The following is a 19,992-nucleotide window of genomic DNA, read 5'->3' on the forward strand; positions in this document are numbered from 1 at the left end:
CCAGGTGCTTACGAAAATCAAGATTGGCTTCCTACAGCAATTCCCGCAATATCGATGATAGATGAAGAAATCGCACAAGCTGAATTGGAGCAGGCACTAATAAGTGCAACAGAATCTCTCTACGATGTAGCGGGCGTCAACACTCTCAGTAACTTAAATATGAAAAATCTAAACACGAACGATCCACTGAGTCCAAGCCAAAAAATCCGTAATGCTATTGTGACGCTTCTTACTGCAGTTGCAGCACTCATAGCAGCTGAAGCGGGAGCTGTGGCAAGTAGGGGAAACACCCAATCCTACGCTATTGAAAAAACACTAACCCATGGACATATGAATCAATGACTCAGTTTTCTTTAGGCTTTGAATTTGAAGATACTTATTGGAATGGAAAATTTATTAATGAGCTGAAATACAATGGTATTCCAGTTGCCGCAGGGGCTGCGAAAACGGCACAGCGCGTAGCTCCATTCGCAATCTGCACTAACTCTAATAGAGAACACTTGTGGTATTTATCTTTAGATGGTGATCATGTAGAACTTATTACCGCTCCAATATATAGTAATAAAAATCCTTTGGAAAAAATACAACAGATTAAAAATTCCATTGAAGTTTTTTTATTTTTCTATAGAAAAAACAATACTTCTATTTGTTTTACAGAGAAAACACCGTTCATCAAATTAACGGATGATTACATTCTGAATAGTAATGGATACTTAGGGGAGTTAAATTTTAACTTGAAAGACGGCGCAAAATCTTTACTGTACCCACAATTTACAGTCAACTTACCAAAAGACAAAGTATTTACTTTTTTTAAAAAATACTTTGGTAATAAAAATGAAAATTTAAGATTTTCATGCGATCATAAGAGATATCAGAAGTACTTCGCAACCGTTGATAGTCTAATCAAAAAGTCACCTTCGAATGAATTATTTTACCTTTCATACATTTTGAATGTTCTCATTAATTGTGATCCCAATCAATTTTCTGTAGGAGGTAGCGGCTTAAAATATATGTTTTTGCTTTTGCCGCGAACATGCGTGTCTTCTACAATCAGCACATCTTCTACAACCAGCAAAAGCTCGGCTTTACTTACAAAAGAATTGAATTATCTAACCCTTTATAAACAGTTTATTGAAGAGTGCGACCTTGAAGAAATTCCCTATTTACGCCTTGCATCTGGCTTGCAACCTGGAACAAAAGACTTTTTTGCAAAAGAACTATCTTGGTATAAGTACATAGCTGATTTAATGAATAGAAAGCACTTGAGTTTGAATACGTCAGAAATTAACCAAGAGCAAGCAGAATTAAGTATCAAAGATTTTATTGACCTTAAGAAGAAGCAGAAGAAGCAAAACACTCCGCATTTCATCGCTATTCCAAATGATCAAGAATACTACAACAGCAAAATAAAAAGCTTAAACAACTTAGAAATTCAAGAGGAATATATAAAAAAATATAATCAACGAGATGTTCTTTCGCCGCCCCCATTCATTGAGTATCATGACTTTTCTTCGACCGGCTTATGTACATTTGGGGAGTTTGATGAAGGTTGTATTGCATTGGAAGCAAGAAACAATACCACTGATCCCTTTGGGATTAATGATATTCAACATTGGCGCCAATTGGATCGTATAAAAGAAATTTACAATCGCATCGCTGGATGGTTAAGCGATGAGGGAAAATTGCCAGATATAAATCTGAAACAGAATATTTTTCCTCAAATTCTGAAGCATACACAACAAATCGTAAAAAGATAATTGTGATAAAGACGACACTAAGATATTGTGAGGACAAAAAAGAATTTTAATTCTGTGGCATAGGACTACTATAAATGTAAAGGATAGAACATGAAATTTATATATAATTGTTTATTAATAACTTTCGTTTTATTTAATGTATTAACATACGCTTGTATAGCGGGAAAATATGATGAGGAGAATTTAGAAATGAATACAAATATACATACGCTGGCTAAAAAAATTGCAGATTCTTCTGACGTTCGTATTAATATTTTTCCGGGAGATCTTTCTATTGCATTAGCAAAAAATTTTAATGAACTTAATAACTTTCTAGGTAATTCCTTTTTTAACATAGAAGCCAACGAAATTCCAAATATTAATTGGTTTGTAAAGCATGTATATACAGACGCAGCCGTAGACAATCTAGAGAGCTTTGAACACTTCAAAATAGTACTTGGCGGGGGTTTAATTAATAAAGCAATATATTTTAAGACAAAAGAGTTTCCATCAGCTGTATTAAAATTTTATAGAAATGCATTGAACTTTTATGCAGATCCTGAGGAATGCAAAGCCAAAAAAGCATTGCTCTTTTTATTATCTAAAGCAATGAATTAATAGGCCCAGTTGCAACAAGAGCGAGAGAGCTGATTAGAGAGATCTGCCAGCCAATATGAGTTTAAGATATCAGATTTAAGCTTTTAAGCATTGAATCTGCTTTGCAAGCATTATTGCCCTTTTGGAATCCTTGCCTCCTCAGGCGAGAAAGACAATCACTAGACTTGGTGCGTAATAATTTTTCATGCCCTGAAAGCCGCAGAATTCTTGGTCGATTTTCTCACAAAATTGAATTTCGCAACACGTCTACTGGAAAACGTGACGGGGATAGTTTCCGCAGATCTCTGAGATCGTGTTGCGAAAACCTGTTGCGATATTCGCCGATTATGCAACAGGCTTTTGCAACATGACTCTGGCTCACTACTGCTCTCGAGAGAGATACTCTGCAATGTGCGTGTTTCACCTCGACAAGAGGTCGTAACTCTGCACAGTCAGTCCATAGATAAACGACAAAAGGCAAGACAGACGATACAGACAAACCTCATCAGTTTCGATTACGATTAAATACATCCTCAAGAACAAAGGTATTACGAGATTATCGAAAGGTTTATCTCGACATTTCTACAAACACAGGGATATCCTCCTGTGACTATCAATGCTCTTCGACAGTGAGTCCAACAAAGGAGTCCTTGATCTCAAACGCAGTATCGCGGATCTGGTCGTGCAAGACAAAGACGACAATAAATACATTGTGGAGATCGAACGTTCTTTTACACCCAACTTTTGCACAAAGCGTGTTTTTAGACTTCACGGCTCATCGTGGACAGTATTTCTGGAAATCAGACTACACCAGCATCAAAAAGTCTTCCATATCAGTCTGGCTTTATTTTGCAACGCAGACCATGAATCCTCTCTATCGCGGACAGACGATCTTTCATGAAATTGACACCACACATCCTGTCAACGAAGATCGCCAATCAGGGGCTCATCATGTTTGAGACACTCAACGGCTTCCTGAGAGTACTTCATTATCTCGTTGCCGCGTTTAACGATCAGGTGCAACATGAACTCGATGAATGGCTTTACATGATGAAGCACTCCGAAGTCCTCCCTTCTTTCCAATCACCTGTGATGAAGGTTGCAGAACGCTTGGCGGTCATTCACATGTCCAATGAAGAGCGCAATACGTACTTTGCTTATCTCAAAGAGGCTGTTCACCGCAGGACGTTCTTCATGGCATCTGTTGAAAAAGGAGAAAAAAGGTATAGAGAAAGGCCGTGCGGAAGGTTTGGCAGAAGGTCTGAGAAGTCCGAGTAGGTCGTGAAGAGGGTCGAAGAGGGTCTTGAGAAGGAAAAATTGAAGTCGCAAAAGTTTCTCCTGCAAAGCGGACAAACAATCGCATTTGTCGCGCAGATGACGGGACTTGATGAGAAGAGGCTCACTGTTCTCAAGGACACCCAAAAAGACGCCTTGAGTGACGGACCGCGTGTCCGGTTCTTCGTTACACTTGGATCACGAGAAACATCATATCAAGGAGCCTTTCATATGAAACTCTCACCTAAACATATTGCTGCTCTTGACGGTTGCGGCTGCACTTGCCGATGTGCGCATCAGCCAGAATGTGTACAAATTATCTCTCTACGAAGAGCATCAAACACTAAAGAACAGAGCACTCCAAGTCACAAAAGTCATCTGTCCTTGTCACAAAGAATACATACAACCTGTTGAATCAAAAACAGTCATTCTGGAGACACCGACAATGCCATTGCCGGAAAATCTGTGGTCACATCTCATGACGTTTTAGAGGTCGAAGATCACACAAAAGAATGTCACAATCGATCTTATGATTCCCAGAAACACCGACTTTTTCTCTTCTCATCACAAATTTGCATACGTTGAGATCTGTGATTTAATCACCGCCAAGACATCCCATATTATTTAATTTCTTGAATCTCGTGTTTTGGCGAGGGGATGTTGTGGCGTAAACGTGGGATACATTTTACGGTAATGACCAAGACGCTACAAACAAAGGTCACTTCCCAATGGAGATGACTCTCTGATGACATCACTCCGCTTGATGATGTTCGGGATGTTCCTTTGAAGAAGAACAGGAAGAGGACACCGATGATTTTGGGATGACATTACTGATGAACTTTCAGGAAGCCCCCCAAGACAAAGTTGTCACCGATTTAATTCGTGGCATTTCCGAAGACAAGGCGTCTCGTGAGGGATGGGAGCAACAGATCCAATCGGCCATCCAGAATCTGGGCTGCCGGGAGACCGTTGACAAGTCACCTCGCGCAGGCAACAGGCATTTGATACCACTTTGATGCAAGCCTGTTTGCAGTTTTACGCGTTGGCACAAGCCGAGCTTTTCCCTGCTGGACCCGCCAAGATCAAGACATTCAAACGATTTTGATGCATTTTTGAGGATTATGCGAAATGCATGATAAGTTCTAAACTGGCAGCTCACCTCTGTTGACCTCGGACTACTACGTTGATTCGCGGCGTATGCTTTCTATCTTATTCTTTTTGGGATCCGCTTTTAAGAAAGTCTATACAGATCCTTTAACACCGCCCATGGCGAGTTTTCGAGGACGACCGGGCTTGCGAGACGACAACGCCTCTGTCTCCAGCACGTCTTTCATGACCTTGCTCACAGCCGCTTTGCGGTTTGCGAGCGCACTACCACCGCCTGTTTTCCGGCGCTCAAATCGTTGTGGCGCACTTGTCTTTGTTTTGGGCGTTGAGGGCTTTGATTTCATGTGACTTCTCCGTCTGGATTCATGTGGTGTTCGACCGCAACATCATCTTGCTTCGCTTTGCGCAATAATGAGGTCCGTCTGATTCTTTTCGTGGGCGATCGCGGCCTTGTTCTCTTTGATAACTCCTGTCTGGAATTTCATTTGTGCTCTCAACTTTTCCATCATGGCCTTGATTTCGGCTTCTTCCAGCTTGCGTCGACTTGGTCGGCCTGCCTTGGATATCAATTTCTATGAGCTGTTGCGGATCGATAGGCTGAGGCGCTTGTGGTTGTGTGTCAGCAGTTTCCAGTTAGGGAGTTTGCCACCATGAGTGCGACCTGATTCTGCAATAGCTGGTGGAAGATCCTGATTCAATGGCAACTCAACACCTGTCATCATCTGCATTTGGAGCGGTAGAGCTGCGCTTGATGCCCGGCAATGTGAGCCATGAGTACTGGAGAGCTGGCTTTGTGCCAAAACGCTTCGTGCACTTGAATGTGGGCTGACATGGTTTTGCCACGGGGCCACACCCAGAGATGCACCGAAAGGGCGCGCATATTCTCAGAAACGGGATCGAGTGAACTTCCAGAATCTGGCGTGATCAAAACTTCATCGATATCTCCGATTCCGAGAGTCCGACAGATGCGTTCTATAAACGGCGTGCTGGCAACAGCTGTGGTGCGGATTGTGCCAATTGCAGTTCCGGGCTCTGCAATGCGTTGGGTCTGCGTGGAAAGACCAGAATCCGCTGTCGGTGAGATGATGATTGAGTTGGAAGTCTTGCGCGCTGACATAAGACATCTCTTCCTTCACGGGAGAAGAACATTGGATCTTCTGTTAATGTTCCACCCCAGAGCTGGTAAAGCAGAGTCAGCTCTTGAGATAAAGACTCCTCAGTCCACGCAGCATCGCCATCTGAAGGCGACCGGAGACACATCCAGATGCGCCAACGTAGTGCCCACAGGTGTATTCGCCCTTGTCAGCAATCTGATGATCGATACAAGATGCGAGCCCAGCGTCTTGCGAGATAAAGTATCGTAAAAGATCCTTGGAGAACCATAGAGGGCTCGCCATAGGGCAACGGAATAATTGAGCTTCTTGCAGGTCTTTTCTATAGACTGGATCGAGTGAAATTTCAGGTCCGATCATCTTGTCATTATTGGCAATATCGATGTTGCCGGTGCAATCAGTCCCCCTGGGAAATTGGAGAGGATGCTTTGGCTACCGAGTTGTCGCAACAGACTGGTCAGAGCGGTGGAGCTGCTGCCTAAAAGCTGGCATATCCAAGCCCATAATTCCCAAGCCCCGGTAACAAAGTATACTGGACGAAGTGCAATTAATGCGCGTGAATGTTGCATCTTCTGGCTGCCAATTTCTGCGAATCGACAAGATCTGCCGACTCTCGGGGAGCAAATGTCACGATATAGGGTTTTGCGATGGATTGCGCGTCATCACTCTGGTCTTCCTCAATCGTCAAAAGACAATGGCTTTCCAGACCGTTAAATAGTCAGTCGGACGTTCTGAAGTGGATGTGACTCCATCTAGATTCCGAATGGCATCATCATCGGGGGAACCGCAAACATCAGATTCTATATCCAGGTCAACCCCGCAGAATCCATTGCTGCCTGAGCTGTAGATCCTGTCGAGACAAGTTCAAAACATAATGTGATCATTGCGGTCAGGGACGATGTCTCATTATCAATCAGAGATGTTGCGGCTGGATAAATCTCGCCGTTGGGCGTTGTGTTAAAGGATCTGTATAGACTTTCTTAAAGGCGGATCCCAAAAGAATAAGATAGAAAAGCATACGCCGCGAATCAACGTAGTAGTCCGAGTCAACAGAGGTGAGCTGCCAGTTTAAGAACTGGCTCAACGCGTTCTGCGCAATCCTCAAAAATGCATCTGATCGTTTGAATGTCTTGATCTTGGCAGTGTCCTTCATAGGAAAAGCTCGGCTTGTGCCAATGCAAAACTGCAAACAGGCTTGCATCAAAGTGGTATCAAATGCACCTGTTGCCTGCGCAAGCGGGCAGCTTGTCAACGGTCTCCACGACAGCCCCAGATTCTGATGGCCGATTGGATCTGTTGTTCCCATCCCTCACGAGACGCCTTTGTCTTCGGAAATGCCACGAATTAAATCGGTGACAACTTTGTCTGAGAGTTTCTGAAAGTTCATCGGTAATGTCATCCCAAAATCCATCGGTGTCCTCTTCTTCCTGTTCTTCTTCGCAAGGGAAACATCGACGTCATCAAGTGGGAGTGATGTCTCATCAAAGTCATCTCCATTGGGAAATGCAATGACGTTTGTAGCGTCTTGGTCATTACCGTAAAATGTGATCACGTTTGCGCATACAACATCCCTCGCCAAAACACGAGATTCAAGAAATTAAATAATATGGATGTTCATGGTGATTAAACTACAGATCTCAACGGTATGCAACTTGTGATGAGAAGAGAAAAGTCGAGTGTTTCTAAATCATAAGATCAGTTGTGACGACTTTTGTGTGATCTTCGACCTCTAAAACGTCGCGAGATGTGACCACAGATTTTTCACTGGCAATGGCATTTGTCGGTAAGTTCCAGAATGACTGTTTTGATTCAACAGGTTGTATGTATTCTTTGTGACAAGGACAGATGACTTTTGTGACTTTATGATGCTCTGTTCCTTTGGAGTGTTTGATGCTCTTCGTGAGAGATAATTTGTACATATCTGGCTGATGCGCACATCCGCAAGTGCAGCCGCAACCAAGCAAGAGCAGCAATATGTTTAGTGAGAGTTTCATGTGAAAGGCTCTCTGATATGATGTTTCTTGTGATCCAAGTGTAACGAAGAACCGACACGGTCATCAAATCACTCAAGGCGTCTTTTTTGGGTGTCCTTGAGAACAGTGAGCTCTCTTCTCATCAAGTCCCGTCATCTGCGCGACAAATGCGATTGTTTGTCCGCTTGCAGAAGAGCTTTTGCGACTTCAATTTTTCCTTCTCAAGACCCTCTTCACGACCCTCTTCACGACCTTTCTCAAGACCTTTCTCAACCTTCACAAACCTTCCGCACGGCCTTTCTCTATACCTTTTTTTTCTCTTTTCAGATGCCGCCAAGAGAACGTCCTGCGAGTGAACAGCCTCTTTGAGATAAGCAAAGTACGTATTGCGCTCTTCATTGGACATGTGAATGACCGCCAAGTGTTCTGCAACCTTCTTCATCACAGGTGATTGGAAAGAAGGAGGACTTCGGAGTGCTTCATCATGTAAAGCCATTCATCGAGTTCATGTTGCACCTGATCGTTAAAACGCGGCAACGAGATAATGAAGTACTTGAAAACACGTTAGTGTCTCAAACATGATGAGCCCTCTGATTGGCGATCTTCACGTTGACAGGATGTGTGGTGTCAATTTCATGAAAGATCGTCTGTCCATGATAGAGAGGTGATTTCATGGTTCGCGTTGCAAAATAAAGACTGATATGGAAGACTTTTTGATGCTGGTGTAGTCCTGATTTCAGAAATACCGTCCACGATGAGCCGTAGCAAGAATTAAAACACGCTTTCTAGTAAAAGTTGGGTAAAAGAACGTTCGATCTCCACAATGTATTTATTGTCGTCTTTGTTCTGCACGACAAGATCCGCGATACTGCGTTTGAGATCAAAGGACTTTGTTGACTCACTGTCAGAAGAGTACTGATAGTCACAGGAGGATATCCCTGTGTTTGTAGAAGTGTCGAGATAAACCTTTCGATAATCTCGTAATCGCCTTTGTTCTGAGGATGTATTTAATCGCGTAATCGAAACTGATGAGAGGTTTGTCTGCCATCGTCTGTCTTGCCTTTTGCTGTCGTTTATCTATGACTGACTGGCACGGAGGTTACGACCTCTGTCGAGGTGAAACACGCACATTGCAGAGCATTCTCTCGAGAGCAGTAGTGAGCCAGAGTCATGTTGCAAAGCCTGTTGCATAATCGGCGAATATCGCAACAGGTTTTCGCAACACGATTCCCAGAGATCTGCGGAAACTATCCCCCGTCACGTTTCCTCCAGTAGACGTGTTGCGAAATTCAATTTTGTGAGAAAATCGACCAAGAATTCTGCGAGTTCTCTAGGGCATGAAAAATTATTACGCACCAAGTCTAGTGATTGTCTTTCTCCGCTCGAGGAGGCAAGAATTCCAAAAGGGCACACGCTGTAAAGTGCAGATTCAATGCTTAAAAGCTTAAATCTGATATCTAAACTCATATATTGGCTGGCAGATCTCTAATCAGCTCTCTCGCTCTTGTTGCAACTGGGCCTATTAATCATTGCTTTAGATAATAAAAGACAACGCTTTTTTGGCTTGCATTCCTCAGATCTGCATAAAAGTTCACGCATTTCTATAAATTTAATACAGCTGATAAAACTTCTTTGTCTTAAAATATATTGGTTTTATTAATTAAACCTCAAGTACTATTTTGAAGTGTTCAAAGCTCTCTAGATTGGCTCATGGCTGCGTCTGTATATACATGCTTTACAAAACCAATTAATATTTGGAATTTCGTTGGCTTCTATGTTAAAAAGGAATTACCTAGAAAGTTATTAAGTTCATTAAAATTTTTTGCTAATGCAATAGAAAGATTCCCGGAAAATATTAATACGAACGTCAGAAGAATCTGCAATTTTTTTAGCCAGCGTATGTATATTTGTATTCATTTCTAAATTCTCATCATATTTTCCCGCTATACAAGCGCATGTTAATACATTAAATAAAACGAAAGTTATTAATAAACAATTATATATAAATTTCATGTTCTATCCTTTACATTTATAGTAGTCCTATGCCACAGAATTAAAATTCTTTTTTGTCCTCACAATATCTTATGTCGTCTTTATCACAATTATCTTTTTACGATTTGTTGTGTATGCTTCAGAATTTGAGGAAAATATTCTGTTTCAGATTTATATCTGGCAATCTTTTCCTCATCGCTTAACCATCCAGCGATGCGATTGTAAATTTCTTTTATACGATCCAATTACGCCAATGTTAAATATCATTAATCCTTAAAGGATCAGTGGTATTGTTTCTTGCTTCCAATGTGGTCATTAAATCTTCATCAAACTCCCCAAATGTACATAAGCCGGTCGAAGAAAAGCCATGATACCTCAATGAATGGGGGCGGCGAAAGAACATCTCGTTGATTATATTTTTATATATTCCCTCTGAATTTCTAAGTTGTTTAAGCTAGTTTTGCTGTTGTAGTATTCTTGATCATTTGGAATATATTGAAATTTATGGAGTGTTTTGCTTCTTCTGCTTCTTCTTAAGGTCAATAAAATTCTTTGATATCATTCTGCTTGCTCTTGCTAATTTCTTACGCATTCAAATCCAAGTGCTTTTTATTCATTAAATCAGCTATGTACTTATACCAAGATAGTTCTTTTGCAAAAAGTCTTTTGTTCCAGGTTGCAAGCCAGATGGGCAAGTAAAATAGGGAATTTCTTCAAGGTCGCACTCTTCAATAAACTAAGCAAAGGGTTACACCAATTTTGTAAGTAAAGCCGAGCTTTGCTGGTTGTAGAAGATGTGCTGATTGTAGAAATATACGCATGTTCGCGGCAAAAGCAAAAACATATATTTTAAGCCGCTACCTCCTACAGAAAATTGATTGGGATCACAATTAATGAGAACATTCAAATGTATGAAAGGTAAAATAATTCATTCGAAGGTGACTTTTTGATTAGACTATCAACGGTTGCGAAGTACTTGATATCTCTTATGATCGCATGAAAAATCTTAAATTTTCTATTTTTATTACCAAAGTACTTTTTAAAAAAGTAAATACTTTGTCTTTGGCAAGTTGACTCTGCAACTGTGGTATTATAAAGATTTTGCGCCGTCTTTCAAGTTAAAATTTAACTCCCTAAGTATCCATTACTATTCAGAATGTAATCATCCGTTAATTTGATGAACGGTGTTTTCTCTGGTAAAACAAATAGAAGTATTGTTTTTCTATAGAAAAATACAAAACTTAATGGAGTCTTTTAATCTGTTGTATTTTTTTCCAGCGATTTTTATTATTATATATTGGAGCGGTAATAAGTTCTACATGACTACCATCTAAAGATAAATACCACAAGTGTTCTCTATTAGAGTTAGTGCAGATTATGAATGGAGCTACGCGCTGTTGTTTTGTGCCCTGGTGCAACTGGAATAACATTTCAGCCTGTCAACAATTTTTCCATTCCAATAAGTATCTTCAAATTCAAAGCTTCAAAGAAAACTGAGTCATTGATTCATATGTCCATGGGTTAGTGTTTTTCAATAGCGTAGGATTGGGTGTTTCCTACTTGCCACAGTCTTTACTTCAGCTATGAGTGCCGCAACCGCAGCAAGTAGCGTCAATAGCATTACGGATTTTTTTGGCTTGGACCAGTGGATCGTTCGTGTTTAGATTTTTCACATGTTTCTAAGCATTAGAGTGCTGACGCTGCCACATCGTAGAGAGATTCGTTGCACTTATTAGTGCCTGCTCCAATTCAGCTTGTGCGATTTCTTCATCTATCATCGATATTGTGGGAATTGTGGCCAATCTTGATTTTCGGTAAGCACTCATGCTACCGCGCTCGGACGCAACCACTTCTTCTGCATGCAGAGGATCATAAAGAACGGCGGGTTCATATCGTGAAGATATGACTGTGATGCTGCATCAAAGCATAATCTGAAAGATCACGCTGGTAATCTCTCAACATCATGCTGCACTTGCTGGATATCGTAATTCACGGACTCGTCTGTCATCGCGTTTCCTTTCGTGGACGTTTATTGACAATTTATTGCCCAAAATTTAACGCATCTTACAAGTGTACAAGTCTTACATTTCTTTGCTTGAATATTAATGACAGGAGGTCTCAAGTGATACATCCTGTCATTCCTCTTATAAGAGAGCGCTAACTGATCTTGAGGGTTGGTGGCCCTTTTTTAGAAGATGACGCTTTCTCAATCTCAAAATCATATTACCAGACTTGAAATCAACGGGTCAAATCGCTCCCTATTTGTCTATACGTTGTAGAAGCCGGAGACCCTTTTCAAGAGGTTGCCTCTCTGGTACTGTGCGCTCGTTTTAAATTCTTAAAAAGCAGAAAGTCTTCGATATGAACAAACAAAGCTCTTATCGTTATTTCATCACGCGCGTTGTGTTGTTTTCGTTTTTGTTTCAGCAGGTGATTTCGGCAACTGCGCACTTGGGCCGGAAAATATGACGAGATTTCACAGACACGGCAGGTTGTAACATAAACTCCATCATGTGAGACCGCAAGATCCTTCACAAAGCAATACCCTCGGGGATCTGCTCCTGATCTTGGAGAAGCGCACCCTGAGTGTTGTTTTGAATGATGTCAGAGAAAGATGGATTAAAATGAGTTGAGACCAATTCAAGTTATTATGGGAGATTTCTCGAGAAGGACACCCCACTATCTTGCGGCATACCACTGGACAGCGACAGAACTAGAATGTGGTAACTTCCAAACTGGACATCCTTGCTGCCGCTTTTGGGTGGAGGTAACGAGGGATCGACTGGCGGCGGCGGAGGTAGCGGTGGCGGGAACGGATTCTGCTGGTCGTGATAACTTTTATGGCGGTGGGGGCGGTACATCAAACTGGAGTACAGGCGGTGGTAGTAGCGGGTCTCATAAAGACGGATGGAACTGCGACAAGAATGGCAAGAACTGTCATTTGACAATTACGGTCTATCCCGGCGGGACAGAGACATCTTTTTCGAAAGGAGGGGCTGAGGTTCGGGTTCAAAACGATAGGGCGGTCATACGACACAGCATACAGCTGCAAAATGATGTGTGTCAAAAGATAGTGCTCAAAGGCGAGTCTGAGTGCACAAAATGCAACTCTCTGCGTCTTTTACAAATAAGAAGCCTCACTGACCAAAGAACAAAACACGTCACAGTATGTCATGACATGAGCTGATCAAAGGTAACCATGAAAATGGCTTAGCCTTTATGAATGCCAATCCTCATAATATTCAATGAATCCCGTGCTCAGCCACAGGCAAAAATCCAAACCAAATGAAAAATAAAGCCACACGGATCCAACAGCATCAAGCGACAATTGCGTCTCTCAAGCCACAAATTAACTCTCTGACAGCACAGTTAACACAAATTTCGAACAGCAAGAAAAAGCCCATCAATCAGCCAGCAACAAGCAGAAGATAGAGAGAAAGCACAAGAGACGAAACTAGCGGCTTTAAAAGCAGTGTGTGAAGAGAAAAAGGCGCTGGCACTTCAACAAGACCAGGCCCGTCAAGAAGCGCTCAACAAAGATTATCTGCACATTCAAACGTTAACAGAAAACTACTGACAAAACTCAATGCGCAAGCGGTTTTAGAGCAGCTGAAATTTCCGATGACAGATGTTGTCAAACAGGAGATGCCCGTCAAGAATCTCGTGCCACTTTAGCGATCATGGTAGATGATTGTTGTTGCTCGCAAAATGAGTGCCTTACAGCGGAAAAAGACAGGTCTTATACGCAGCTCATGGGCTGTTGATTTTGACGAATGTGGTACGAATGATTGGGCACTTGGTAATCTTTAGAGTGAATCCAGATCGTGCGAAAGGGATTGCGGCGGGTCTTTATGCTGGAAACTATTTGTTGCCGATGCTGTTAGGGACTATTGAGTCTTGGATTAATCCGGAAGGTCAAGCGCCGCTGACGGTAGGACTGTTGTCGGCTTTTCACAAAGAAATGCAGACTGTCGGTCACGGCCTGACGGCCGCAATCAATGCACTGGATCTTGATGCGGAAGAGAAAGCGGCGTGGCGGCGCGATCGCGAGTATTGCTATGGCCGGTGTGATGAAATGGGTCAAATCACCGCAAGGTCAACTGGGACAGGTTGTTAATGGTTTGTCTGAGACGAATGTGGCTGGTGGAACTGGCGGTGATCACAAGCCGCTTTAAAGCCGCGTTTTCGAAAACACAACGGAGTTTTTGACAGATCTTGAAACGCGATCAGGCAGTGGTCTTGGTAGCGCAGCGCGAACGTCTCTTAAGTATGCCAGAAGTTAAAATCGGTAAAATGGAAGAAACGGCTTATAGAGCACACGAGAAGGTCAAGGCTGCACTCAGTGGATGCTGGCGAACGGGAATGGGAGAAAAACACCGGTCAGAAGTGGCCCCAATATGGAAAGTGGAATGAACTCAAACAAAAAATTGTGCCGGACTGATGTCGATCCGCTGTACCACATCATTCCCCAGCGGTATGGTGGCCTCATGAGTGGTGGAATGCGCATCCAGTTCATCCTGGCAATCACACGGCAAAGGTGTGAATCTGCGCGATCCCAATTCTTTGTTAAAGCAGACATTAAAGGAGTGACAGAGAATGGTCAATACAGCTATTTAAAAGAATATACAGCTGAGGAGTGGAGAAAGCGTGGATGCCAGACCCTTTTCTTTTTTTCTCGATACAATCAGTTTATGCTGATAAAGCTGGACGAGATAGAATGCGCTGAGGCTCAGTTAGGATTTCAGTTGCCATCTCAGCTGCGCGAGTTTTATTTAGAAATTGGAGTGGTTATCTGGTTGCGCCTTACAACACGATAGATGAGAACTATCATTTTGGCAATCTAACGAGATTTTGCCCCCTGGGATGCAGGTTGCAGAGTTTTATAAACCGTTAGGACATGATCCGTGCGGGAAGAGCCGGAAGAGTGTGGTTGTATTCTTCTGATGAACAATACGTTATGGATCCTGATTATTACGCCGGAAAAGATTGTTTATCATTTTTTCACACTGGAGGCAGTTGTGGCTTTCTTCAGCCAGAAGCCACATTCATCAACCAGCGCAGCGATGATTTTGGAGAGAATATTGTTGAAGAGTCTTTTGAGAGATTTATTCATGTTTAGTGGGACAAGGAGGATCCTGCTTGCTATAATGATGTGATTATAGCCTGTATGGAGAAGCAGAAGTCATTGCTTGTGTGATGAGCAGGGAGTTTTATTCAAATGTTTTCATGCTGAGATCTATTGTTTTGTTGCGGGCACAAAGAATCCAGGAGATCAATTGAGTTTTTGTTACAGGCGCACACAGAAGGCATTTGTTTGGCAATGAGTAAAATCCGTGTCTTTTGAGCTCGACCCAAAATTTGGCGTATCAAGTTCGACTCTCGATTTCTGCATGGATGGCAAACCGTCATCGAGGTTGCAAAAGAGGCGCATGCGGTGCTGATGAAGGATGAAGATCTGCCTTTGGCGGAAGCTGAGAGGAATCGTGTGGTTGAGTAAGCGTGTCCGTATTCAATACCTGGCACCTCGACGTCGTAGCCACTCTTGATGAGGCCGAACTCTTGCAAGAAGAGATGATTGCGAGAAGGTGTCGATAACATCTTCACCGGTACCGTTCGATACACGAGCACGTCTTCCATGAACTTCGCTGTGATCGTAGAGCGTGTAATTGTCCCGTGAGTTCGTCTGCTCAAGACGTGTTGCGGGAGCCAGATAATGCCACGGGTCCCAAGAAATACCTTATTGTTTTAGCACGTGCGAGCTTGGAGCCGTACGTACGCGGCACGAAAGATGGCGAGTTGCTCTTCCCGGCACGCTTCCCGCAGTCGGTTGTTGATTGCTGTGTGCAAGCTACTCATGAGCGAGTACGCGTTTGCAGGTCAGTATCAACAGCGGCCAGCACCGCAGAAGGTGGCTCAAACACCAAGACTGCGGTCTGGTCAAGTCTGCCGCTGTGCGCTTTCAAGATGATCGTGACGTCTGTGGATACCGCACTCACAACACACGAGAGCAGCAGCTTTCAGCAGCCACATCTTGGGGTCTTCCATACGATGGTGAGTCGCATCTGATGCTCTTGAGCCCTGCGAAAGCGCGGTTGCCGTTTGAAGAGCTGATGGAGCAGATCCGACGCATGGCGATTGATTGCACCGAGAACATCCTGAATATCCAAAACGCTCCGCACACAATCAAGCCCGAGTACAAGACGAGTCTTTATTTGGGGAACGTGCAACTCAAGGACAACCGCCTATCTCTGTTTCTGATAAAGATGCGCCTCGTGTGCGCGTTGAGGGCTTTCGTGCCACGGCTCCAAGCTCATCAAAGTAAAACAATAAGGTATTTCGGGACCCCGTGGCATTATCTGGCTCCCGCAAACACGGTCTTGAGCAGACGAACTCACGGGACAATTACACGCTCTACGATCACAGCCAGAAGTTCATGGAAGACGTGCTCGTGTATCTGAACGGTACCGGTGAAGATGTTGTCGACACCTTCTCGCAATCTATCCTCTTCTTTAAAAGAGTTCGCCCCGTCAAGAGGTAGCTACGACGTCGAGGTGCCGGAGTATTGAATACGGACACGCTTACTCAACCACATCGATTCCTCTCAGCCTCCAAAGCTTCCAGATCTTCATCCTTCATCAGCACCGCATGCGCCTCTTTTGCAACCCTCGATGACGGTTTGCCATCAGAGAGAGTCGAGGCCAGACTTGATACGCCAGAATTTTGCCCAGCTCAAAGACACGGATTTTTTACTCATTGCCAAACAAATGCCTTTCGCAATGCGCCTGTAACAAAAACTCACGGATCTTTGTGCCCGCAACAAAACAATAGATTCTGCATAAGAAAACTGACACAGACAAACTCCTGCTCATCACATGTTAAATAATTTCGCTTCTCCATACAGGCTATAATCACATCAATAGCAGCCAAGCAGGATCCCCAATATAAACGCCAGATAAATCTTCTCAAAAGACTCTTTCAACAATATTCTCTCCAAAATCATCCCATACTGCATTCGGATTTGATGTCGTGGCCTGAGCATAAGAAAGCCACAACTGCCTCCAGTGTGAAAAAATGATAAACAATCTTTTTCCATGCAAGCGTAATAATCAGTGATCCATAACGTATTGTTCATCAGAAGAATACAACCACTCTTCCGGCTCTTCCCCGCACGGATCATGTCCTAACGGTTTATAAAACTCTGCAACCACCATCGGGGGCAAAATCTCGTTAGAATTGCCAAAATGATAGTTCTCATTCATCGTGTTGTAAGGCGCAACCAGATAACCACTCCCAATTTCTAAATAAAACTCGCGCAGCTGAGATGGCAACTGAAATCCTAACTGCTCTCGCCGTTCTATCTCGTCCAGCTTTATCGGCATAAACTGGATTATCGAGAGAAAAGAAAAGGGTCTGGCATCCCACGCTTTCTCCACTCCTCAGCTGTATATTCTTTAAATAGCTGTATTGAGCTCATCTTCGTCACTTCCTTTAATGTCTGCTTTAACAAAGAATTGGGATCAGCATGAATTCCACCTTGCCCGTGTGATTGCCAGGATGAACTGGATGCGCATTCCACCACTCAGCAGGAATATACCGCTGGGGAATGATGTGATGCAGATCGACATCAGTCGGCACAATTTTTTGTCATTCATTCCACTTTCCATATTGGGGCCACTTCTGACCGGTGTTTTTCTCCTATCTCTGCCTCATGGCATCACGAGTGCCTTGTATTGCTTCTCGTGTGCTCTATAAGCCGTTTCTTCCATTTTACCGATTTTAACTTCTGTGGCATACTTCAAGAGACTGTTCGCGCTGCGCTTTCACAAGACCACTGCCTGATCGCGTTTCAAGATCTGTCAAAAACTCCGCTGTGTTTTTCGAAAACGCAGCTTTAAAGCGGCCGGTGATCACCGCGGATTTCACAGCCACATTCGTCTCAGACAAACCATTAACAACCTGTCCCAGTTGACCTTTGCGGTGATTTGACCCATTTCATCACACCGGCCATAGCAACACGCGATCGCGCCACGCCGCTTTCTTCCGCATCAAGATCCAGTATTGATTGCGGTCAGTCAGGCCGTGTGACCGACGGTCTGCATTTTTGCGAAAAGCCGACAACAGTCCTACCGTCAGCGGCGCTTGACCTTCCGGATTAACCAAGACTCAATAGTCCCTAACAGCATCGGCAACAGTCTCCAGCACAAAAAGACCCGCCGCAATCCCTTTCGCACGATCTGTCTGCCTCTAAAGACGCAAGTGCCCAATCATTCCACGTGCACACATTCGTCAAAATCAACTGACCCATGAGCTGCGTATAAGACCCGTCTTTTCCGCTGTAAGGCTTCCTTGTTTTGCAGTGGCACAACAATCATCTATGATCGCTAAAAGTGGCACGATTCTTGACGGGCATCTCCCGTTTGACAACATCTGTCATCGGAAATTTCAGCTGCTCTAAAATCGCTTGCGCATTGAGTTTTGTCAGTAGTTTTTCTGTTAACGTTTGAATGTGCAGATAATCTTGTTGAGCGCTTCTGACGGGCCTGGTCTTGTTGAAGGTTGAAGCCTTTTCTCTTCCGCCGCTTTTAAAGCCGCTAGTTTCGTCTCTTGTGCTTTTCTCTCCTTTCTGCTTGTTGCAGCGCGAGTTGATGGGCTTTTTTCTGCTGTTCAATTTGTGTTAACTGTGCTGTCAGAGAGTTAATTTGTGGCTTGAGAGACGCAATTGTCGCTTGATGCCGTTGGTCTGTGTGGCTTATTTTTTTCAGCGGTTTGATTTTTGCCTGTAGCTGAAGCACGGGATTCATTTGAATATTATGAGGGATTGGCATTCATAAAGGCTAAGCCATTTTTCATGATTTGCTGATCCGTCGCTGTCATGACATACGCAGGCGTGTTTTGTTCACGCGGAGGTTTGTTGCTGTAAAGACGCAGAGAGTTGCACTTTTGTGCACTCAGACTCGCCTTTGACACTATCTTTTGACACACATCACATTTTGCAGCTGTATGCTGTGTCGTATGACTGCCCCTGTCGAACCTGAACCCGAACCTCCAGCCCCTCCTTTCGAAAAAGATGCCCTGTCCCGCCGATGAAACCGTAATTGTCAAATGACAGTTCTTGACATTCTTGTCGTTCCATCCGTCTTTATGAGACCCGCTACTACCACCACCGCCTGTACCCGTTTGATGTGCCGCCCCCACCGCCATAAAAGGTCACACCGCCAGAGAATCCGTTCCTGCCACCGCTACCTCCGCCGCCGCCAGTCGATCCCTCGTTACCTCCACCCAAAAGCGGCAGCAAGGATGTCAGTTTGAAGTTACCACATTCTAGTTCTGTCGCTGTCCAGTGGTATGCCGCAAGATAGTGGGTCATCCCTTCTCGAGAAATCTCCTCATGGCAATTGAGGTCTCAACCAGGCGCAATCCATCTTTCTCTCTGACATCATTCAAAATAACACTAGGGTGCGCTTCAAGATCAAGAACCAGATCCCCAGAGGTATTGCTTTGTGAAGGATCTGCTGCGGTCTCAATATGATGGAGTTTATGTGTTACAACCTGCCGCATCAGAAATCTCGTCATATTTTCCGGCCCAGAGTGCGGTTGTAAATCCCTGCTGAAATAAAAACGAAAACAACACAACGCGCGTGATGAAATAACGATAAGAGCTTTGTTTGTTCATATCGAAGACTTTCGTTTTTTACCAAATTTAAAACGAGCGCACAGTACCGGAGGCAACCTCTGAAAGGGTCCGGCTTTACAACGTATGACAAATAGGGAGCGATTTTACCCGTTGATTTCAAGTCTGGTAATATGATTTTGAGATTGAGGAAAGCGTCATCTTCTAAAAAGAACCGCAACCCTCAAGATCAAAGGGAAGCTCCTTATAAGAGGAATGACAGGATGTCACGCGAGACTCCTGTCATTAATATTCAAGCAAAGAAATGTAAGACTTGTACACTTGTAAGATGCGTTAAATTTTTGGGCAATAAATTGTCAATAAACGTCACGAAAGGAAACGCGATGACAGACGAGTCCGTGAATTACGATATCCAGCAAGTGCAGCATGATATTGAGAGATTACAGCGTGATCTTTCAAGATTACATAACGATGCAGCATCACCAGTCATATCTTCACGATATGAACCTGCCGTTCTTTATGATCCTCTGCATACAGCAGAAGTGGTTGCGTCCGAGCGCACATGAACG

26 protein-coding genes are annotated in these 19,992 nt (G+C 43.5%); 11 read left to right on the forward strand and 15 right to left on the reverse strand.

Features of this window, described 5'->3' with window-relative positions; translation table 11 throughout:
- The first annotated feature begins 54 nt into the window (after positions 1–54).
- The 6 genes from Bealeia2_RS10070 (at position 55) to Bealeia2_RS10095 (ending at position 4,624) form a co-directional block, all read left to right on the forward strand.
- Positions 55–342 carry a hypothetical protein gene (locus tag Bealeia2_RS10070; RefSeq protein WP_331256893.1) on the forward strand — a complete coding sequence of 96 codons (288 nt, stop codon included), beginning with the start codon at positions 55–57 and terminating at the stop codon, positions 340–342.
- Positions 339–1,757: a hypothetical protein gene (locus tag Bealeia2_RS10075; protein ID WP_331256894.1), complete on the forward strand. Its 1,419-nt coding sequence runs from the start codon at positions 339–341 to the stop codon at positions 1,755–1,757. The genes Bealeia2_RS10070 and Bealeia2_RS10075 overlap by 4 nt, the downstream gene beginning before the upstream one ends.
- Before the next feature lie 90 nt (positions 1,758–1,847).
- Positions 1,848–2,354 carry a hypothetical protein gene (locus Bealeia2_RS10080; protein ID WP_331256895.1) on the forward strand — a complete coding sequence of 169 codons (507 nt, stop codon included), beginning with the start codon at positions 1,848–1,850 and terminating at the stop codon, positions 2,352–2,354.
- 876 nt (positions 2,355–3,230) lie between these two features.
- Positions 3,231–3,611, forward strand: a complete 381-nt coding sequence (locus Bealeia2_RS10085) for a hypothetical protein (RefSeq protein ID WP_331256896.1) — start codon at positions 3,231–3,233, stop codon at positions 3,609–3,611.
- Positions 3,612–3,861: 250 nt separating this feature from the next.
- The gene (locus tag Bealeia2_RS10090) at positions 3,862–4,098 is read left to right on the forward strand and encodes a hypothetical protein (protein WP_331256897.1); all 237 of its coding nucleotides are present in this window, start codon (positions 3,862–3,864) and stop codon (positions 4,096–4,098) included.
- A gap of 331 nt (positions 4,099–4,429) precedes the next feature.
- Positions 4,430–4,624 carry a hypothetical protein gene (locus Bealeia2_RS10095; RefSeq protein WP_331256898.1) on the forward strand — a complete coding sequence of 65 codons (195 nt, stop codon included), beginning with the start codon at positions 4,430–4,432 and terminating at the stop codon, positions 4,622–4,624.
- A gap of 225 nt (positions 4,625–4,849) precedes the next feature.
- Here the strand turns inward: Bealeia2_RS10095 and Bealeia2_RS10100 are convergent, their stop codons facing one another.
- The 9 genes from Bealeia2_RS10100 to Bealeia2_RS10140 all read right to left on the reverse strand — a co-directional run bounded on the left by Bealeia2_RS10100 (position 4,850) and on the right by Bealeia2_RS10140 (position 8,296).
- Positions 4,850–5,059: a hypothetical protein gene (locus Bealeia2_RS10100; protein ID WP_331256899.1), complete on the reverse strand. Its 210-nt coding sequence runs from the start codon at positions 5,057–5,059 to the stop codon at positions 4,850–4,852.
- A 42-nt stretch (positions 5,060–5,101) separates the two neighbouring features.
- Positions 5,102–5,284, reverse strand: a complete 183-nt coding sequence (locus Bealeia2_RS10105) for a hypothetical protein (RefSeq protein ID WP_331256900.1) — start codon at positions 5,282–5,284, stop codon at positions 5,102–5,104.
- Positions 5,285–5,433: 149 nt separating this feature from the next.
- Positions 5,434–5,832, reverse strand: a complete 399-nt coding sequence (locus Bealeia2_RS10110; protein WP_331256901.1) for a hypothetical protein — start codon at positions 5,830–5,832, stop codon at positions 5,434–5,436.
- A gap of 76 nt (positions 5,833–5,908) precedes the next feature.
- Entirely contained in the window at positions 5,909–6,187 is a 279-nt protein-coding gene (locus tag Bealeia2_RS10115) for a hypothetical protein (protein ID WP_331256902.1), read from the reverse strand.
- 187 nt (positions 6,188–6,374) lie between these two features.
- Positions 6,375–6,515 carry a hypothetical protein gene (locus Bealeia2_RS10120; protein ID WP_331256903.1) on the reverse strand — a complete coding sequence of 47 codons (141 nt, stop codon included), beginning with the start codon at positions 6,513–6,515 and terminating at the stop codon, positions 6,375–6,377.
- A gap of 225 nt (positions 6,516–6,740) precedes the next feature.
- Positions 6,741–7,133 (reverse strand): hypothetical protein, encoded by a 393-nt coding sequence (locus Bealeia2_RS10125; RefSeq protein ID WP_331256904.1) that lies wholly within the window; start codon positions 7,131–7,133, stop codon positions 6,741–6,743.
- 3 nt (positions 7,134–7,136) lie between these two features.
- On the reverse strand, positions 7,137–7,379 hold the full coding sequence (locus Bealeia2_RS10130) for a hypothetical protein (RefSeq protein ID WP_331256905.1): 243 nt from the start codon (positions 7,377–7,379) through the stop codon (positions 7,137–7,139).
- 130 nt (positions 7,380–7,509) lie between these two features.
- Positions 7,510–7,746, reverse strand: coding sequence for a hypothetical protein (locus Bealeia2_RS10135; RefSeq protein ID WP_331256906.1), 237 nt, complete (start codon positions 7,744–7,746; stop codon positions 7,510–7,512).
- Positions 7,747–7,942: 196 nt separating this feature from the next.
- Positions 7,943–8,296, reverse strand: a complete 354-nt coding sequence (locus Bealeia2_RS10140) for a hypothetical protein (RefSeq protein ID WP_331256907.1) — start codon at positions 8,294–8,296, stop codon at positions 7,943–7,945.
- A 4,125-nt stretch (positions 8,297–12,421) separates the two neighbouring features.
- Between Bealeia2_RS10140 and Bealeia2_RS10145 the strand changes: the two genes are divergently transcribed.
- The 4 genes from Bealeia2_RS10145 to Bealeia2_RS10160 all read left to right on the forward strand — a co-directional run bounded on the left by Bealeia2_RS10145 (position 12,422) and on the right by Bealeia2_RS10160 (position 14,911).
- Positions 12,422–12,979: a hypothetical protein gene (locus Bealeia2_RS10145; RefSeq protein ID WP_331256882.1), complete on the forward strand. Its 558-nt coding sequence runs from the start codon at positions 12,422–12,424 to the stop codon at positions 12,977–12,979.
- Between the two features lie 609 nt (positions 12,980–13,588).
- Positions 13,589–13,909 (forward strand): hypothetical protein, encoded by a 321-nt coding sequence (locus Bealeia2_RS10150; protein ID WP_331256883.1) that lies wholly within the window; start codon positions 13,589–13,591, stop codon positions 13,907–13,909.
- A 292-nt stretch (positions 13,910–14,201) separates the two neighbouring features.
- Complete coding sequence (locus Bealeia2_RS10155) at positions 14,202–14,609, forward strand: SMI1/KNR4 family protein (protein WP_331256884.1); 408 nt, start codon at positions 14,202–14,204, stop codon at positions 14,607–14,609.
- 80 nt (positions 14,610–14,689) lie between these two features.
- The gene (locus tag Bealeia2_RS10160) at positions 14,690–14,911 is read left to right on the forward strand and encodes a hypothetical protein (protein WP_331256885.1); all 222 of its coding nucleotides are present in this window, start codon (positions 14,690–14,692) and stop codon (positions 14,909–14,911) included.
- Between the two features lie 1,987 nt (positions 14,912–16,898).
- Here the strand turns inward: Bealeia2_RS10160 and Bealeia2_RS10165 are convergent.
- The 6 genes from Bealeia2_RS10165 to Bealeia2_RS10190 all read right to left on the reverse strand — a co-directional run bounded on the left by Bealeia2_RS10165 (position 16,899) and on the right by Bealeia2_RS10190 (position 19,465).
- Positions 16,899–17,171 (reverse strand): SMI1/KNR4 family protein, encoded by a 273-nt coding sequence (locus tag Bealeia2_RS10165; protein ID WP_331256886.1) that lies wholly within the window; start codon positions 17,169–17,171, stop codon positions 16,899–16,901.
- 397 nt (positions 17,172–17,568) lie between these two features.
- Complete coding sequence (locus Bealeia2_RS10170) at positions 17,569–17,736, reverse strand: hypothetical protein (RefSeq protein WP_331256887.1); 168 nt, start codon at positions 17,734–17,736, stop codon at positions 17,569–17,571.
- Positions 17,737–18,383: 647 nt separating this feature from the next.
- Positions 18,384–18,593, reverse strand: a complete 210-nt coding sequence (locus tag Bealeia2_RS10175) for a hypothetical protein (RefSeq protein ID WP_331256888.1) — start codon at positions 18,591–18,593, stop codon at positions 18,384–18,386.
- A gap of 353 nt (positions 18,594–18,946) precedes the next feature.
- The gene (locus Bealeia2_RS10180) at positions 18,947–19,159 is read right to left on the reverse strand and encodes a hypothetical protein (RefSeq protein WP_331256889.1); all 213 of its coding nucleotides are present in this window, start codon (positions 19,157–19,159) and stop codon (positions 18,947–18,949) included.
- Positions 19,156–19,350, reverse strand: a complete 195-nt coding sequence (locus Bealeia2_RS10185) for a hypothetical protein (RefSeq protein ID WP_331256890.1) — start codon at positions 19,348–19,350, stop codon at positions 19,156–19,158. Before Bealeia2_RS10185 ends, Bealeia2_RS10180 begins: the two co-directional genes overlap by 4 nt.
- On the reverse strand, positions 19,328–19,465 hold the full coding sequence (locus tag Bealeia2_RS10190; RefSeq protein WP_331256891.1) for a hypothetical protein: 138 nt from the start codon (positions 19,463–19,465) through the stop codon (positions 19,328–19,330). Before Bealeia2_RS10190 ends, Bealeia2_RS10185 begins: the two co-directional genes overlap by 23 nt.
- 341 nt (positions 19,466–19,806) lie before the next feature.
- Here Bealeia2_RS10190 and Bealeia2_RS10195 point away from each other — a divergent pair, with 341 nt between their 5' ends.
- A complete protein-coding gene (locus Bealeia2_RS10195) occupies positions 19,807–19,989 on the forward strand; it encodes a hypothetical protein (RefSeq protein ID WP_331256892.1) in 183 nt (60 codons plus the stop codon).
- Positions 19,990–19,992: the final 3 nt, after the last annotated feature.

The sequence above is a fragment of the Candidatus Bealeia paramacronuclearis genome, assembly GCF_035607555.1.
In the GTDB taxonomy this organism is placed as follows: domain Bacteria; phylum Pseudomonadota; class Alphaproteobacteria; order UBA9655; family UBA9655; genus Bealeia; species Bealeia paramacronuclearis.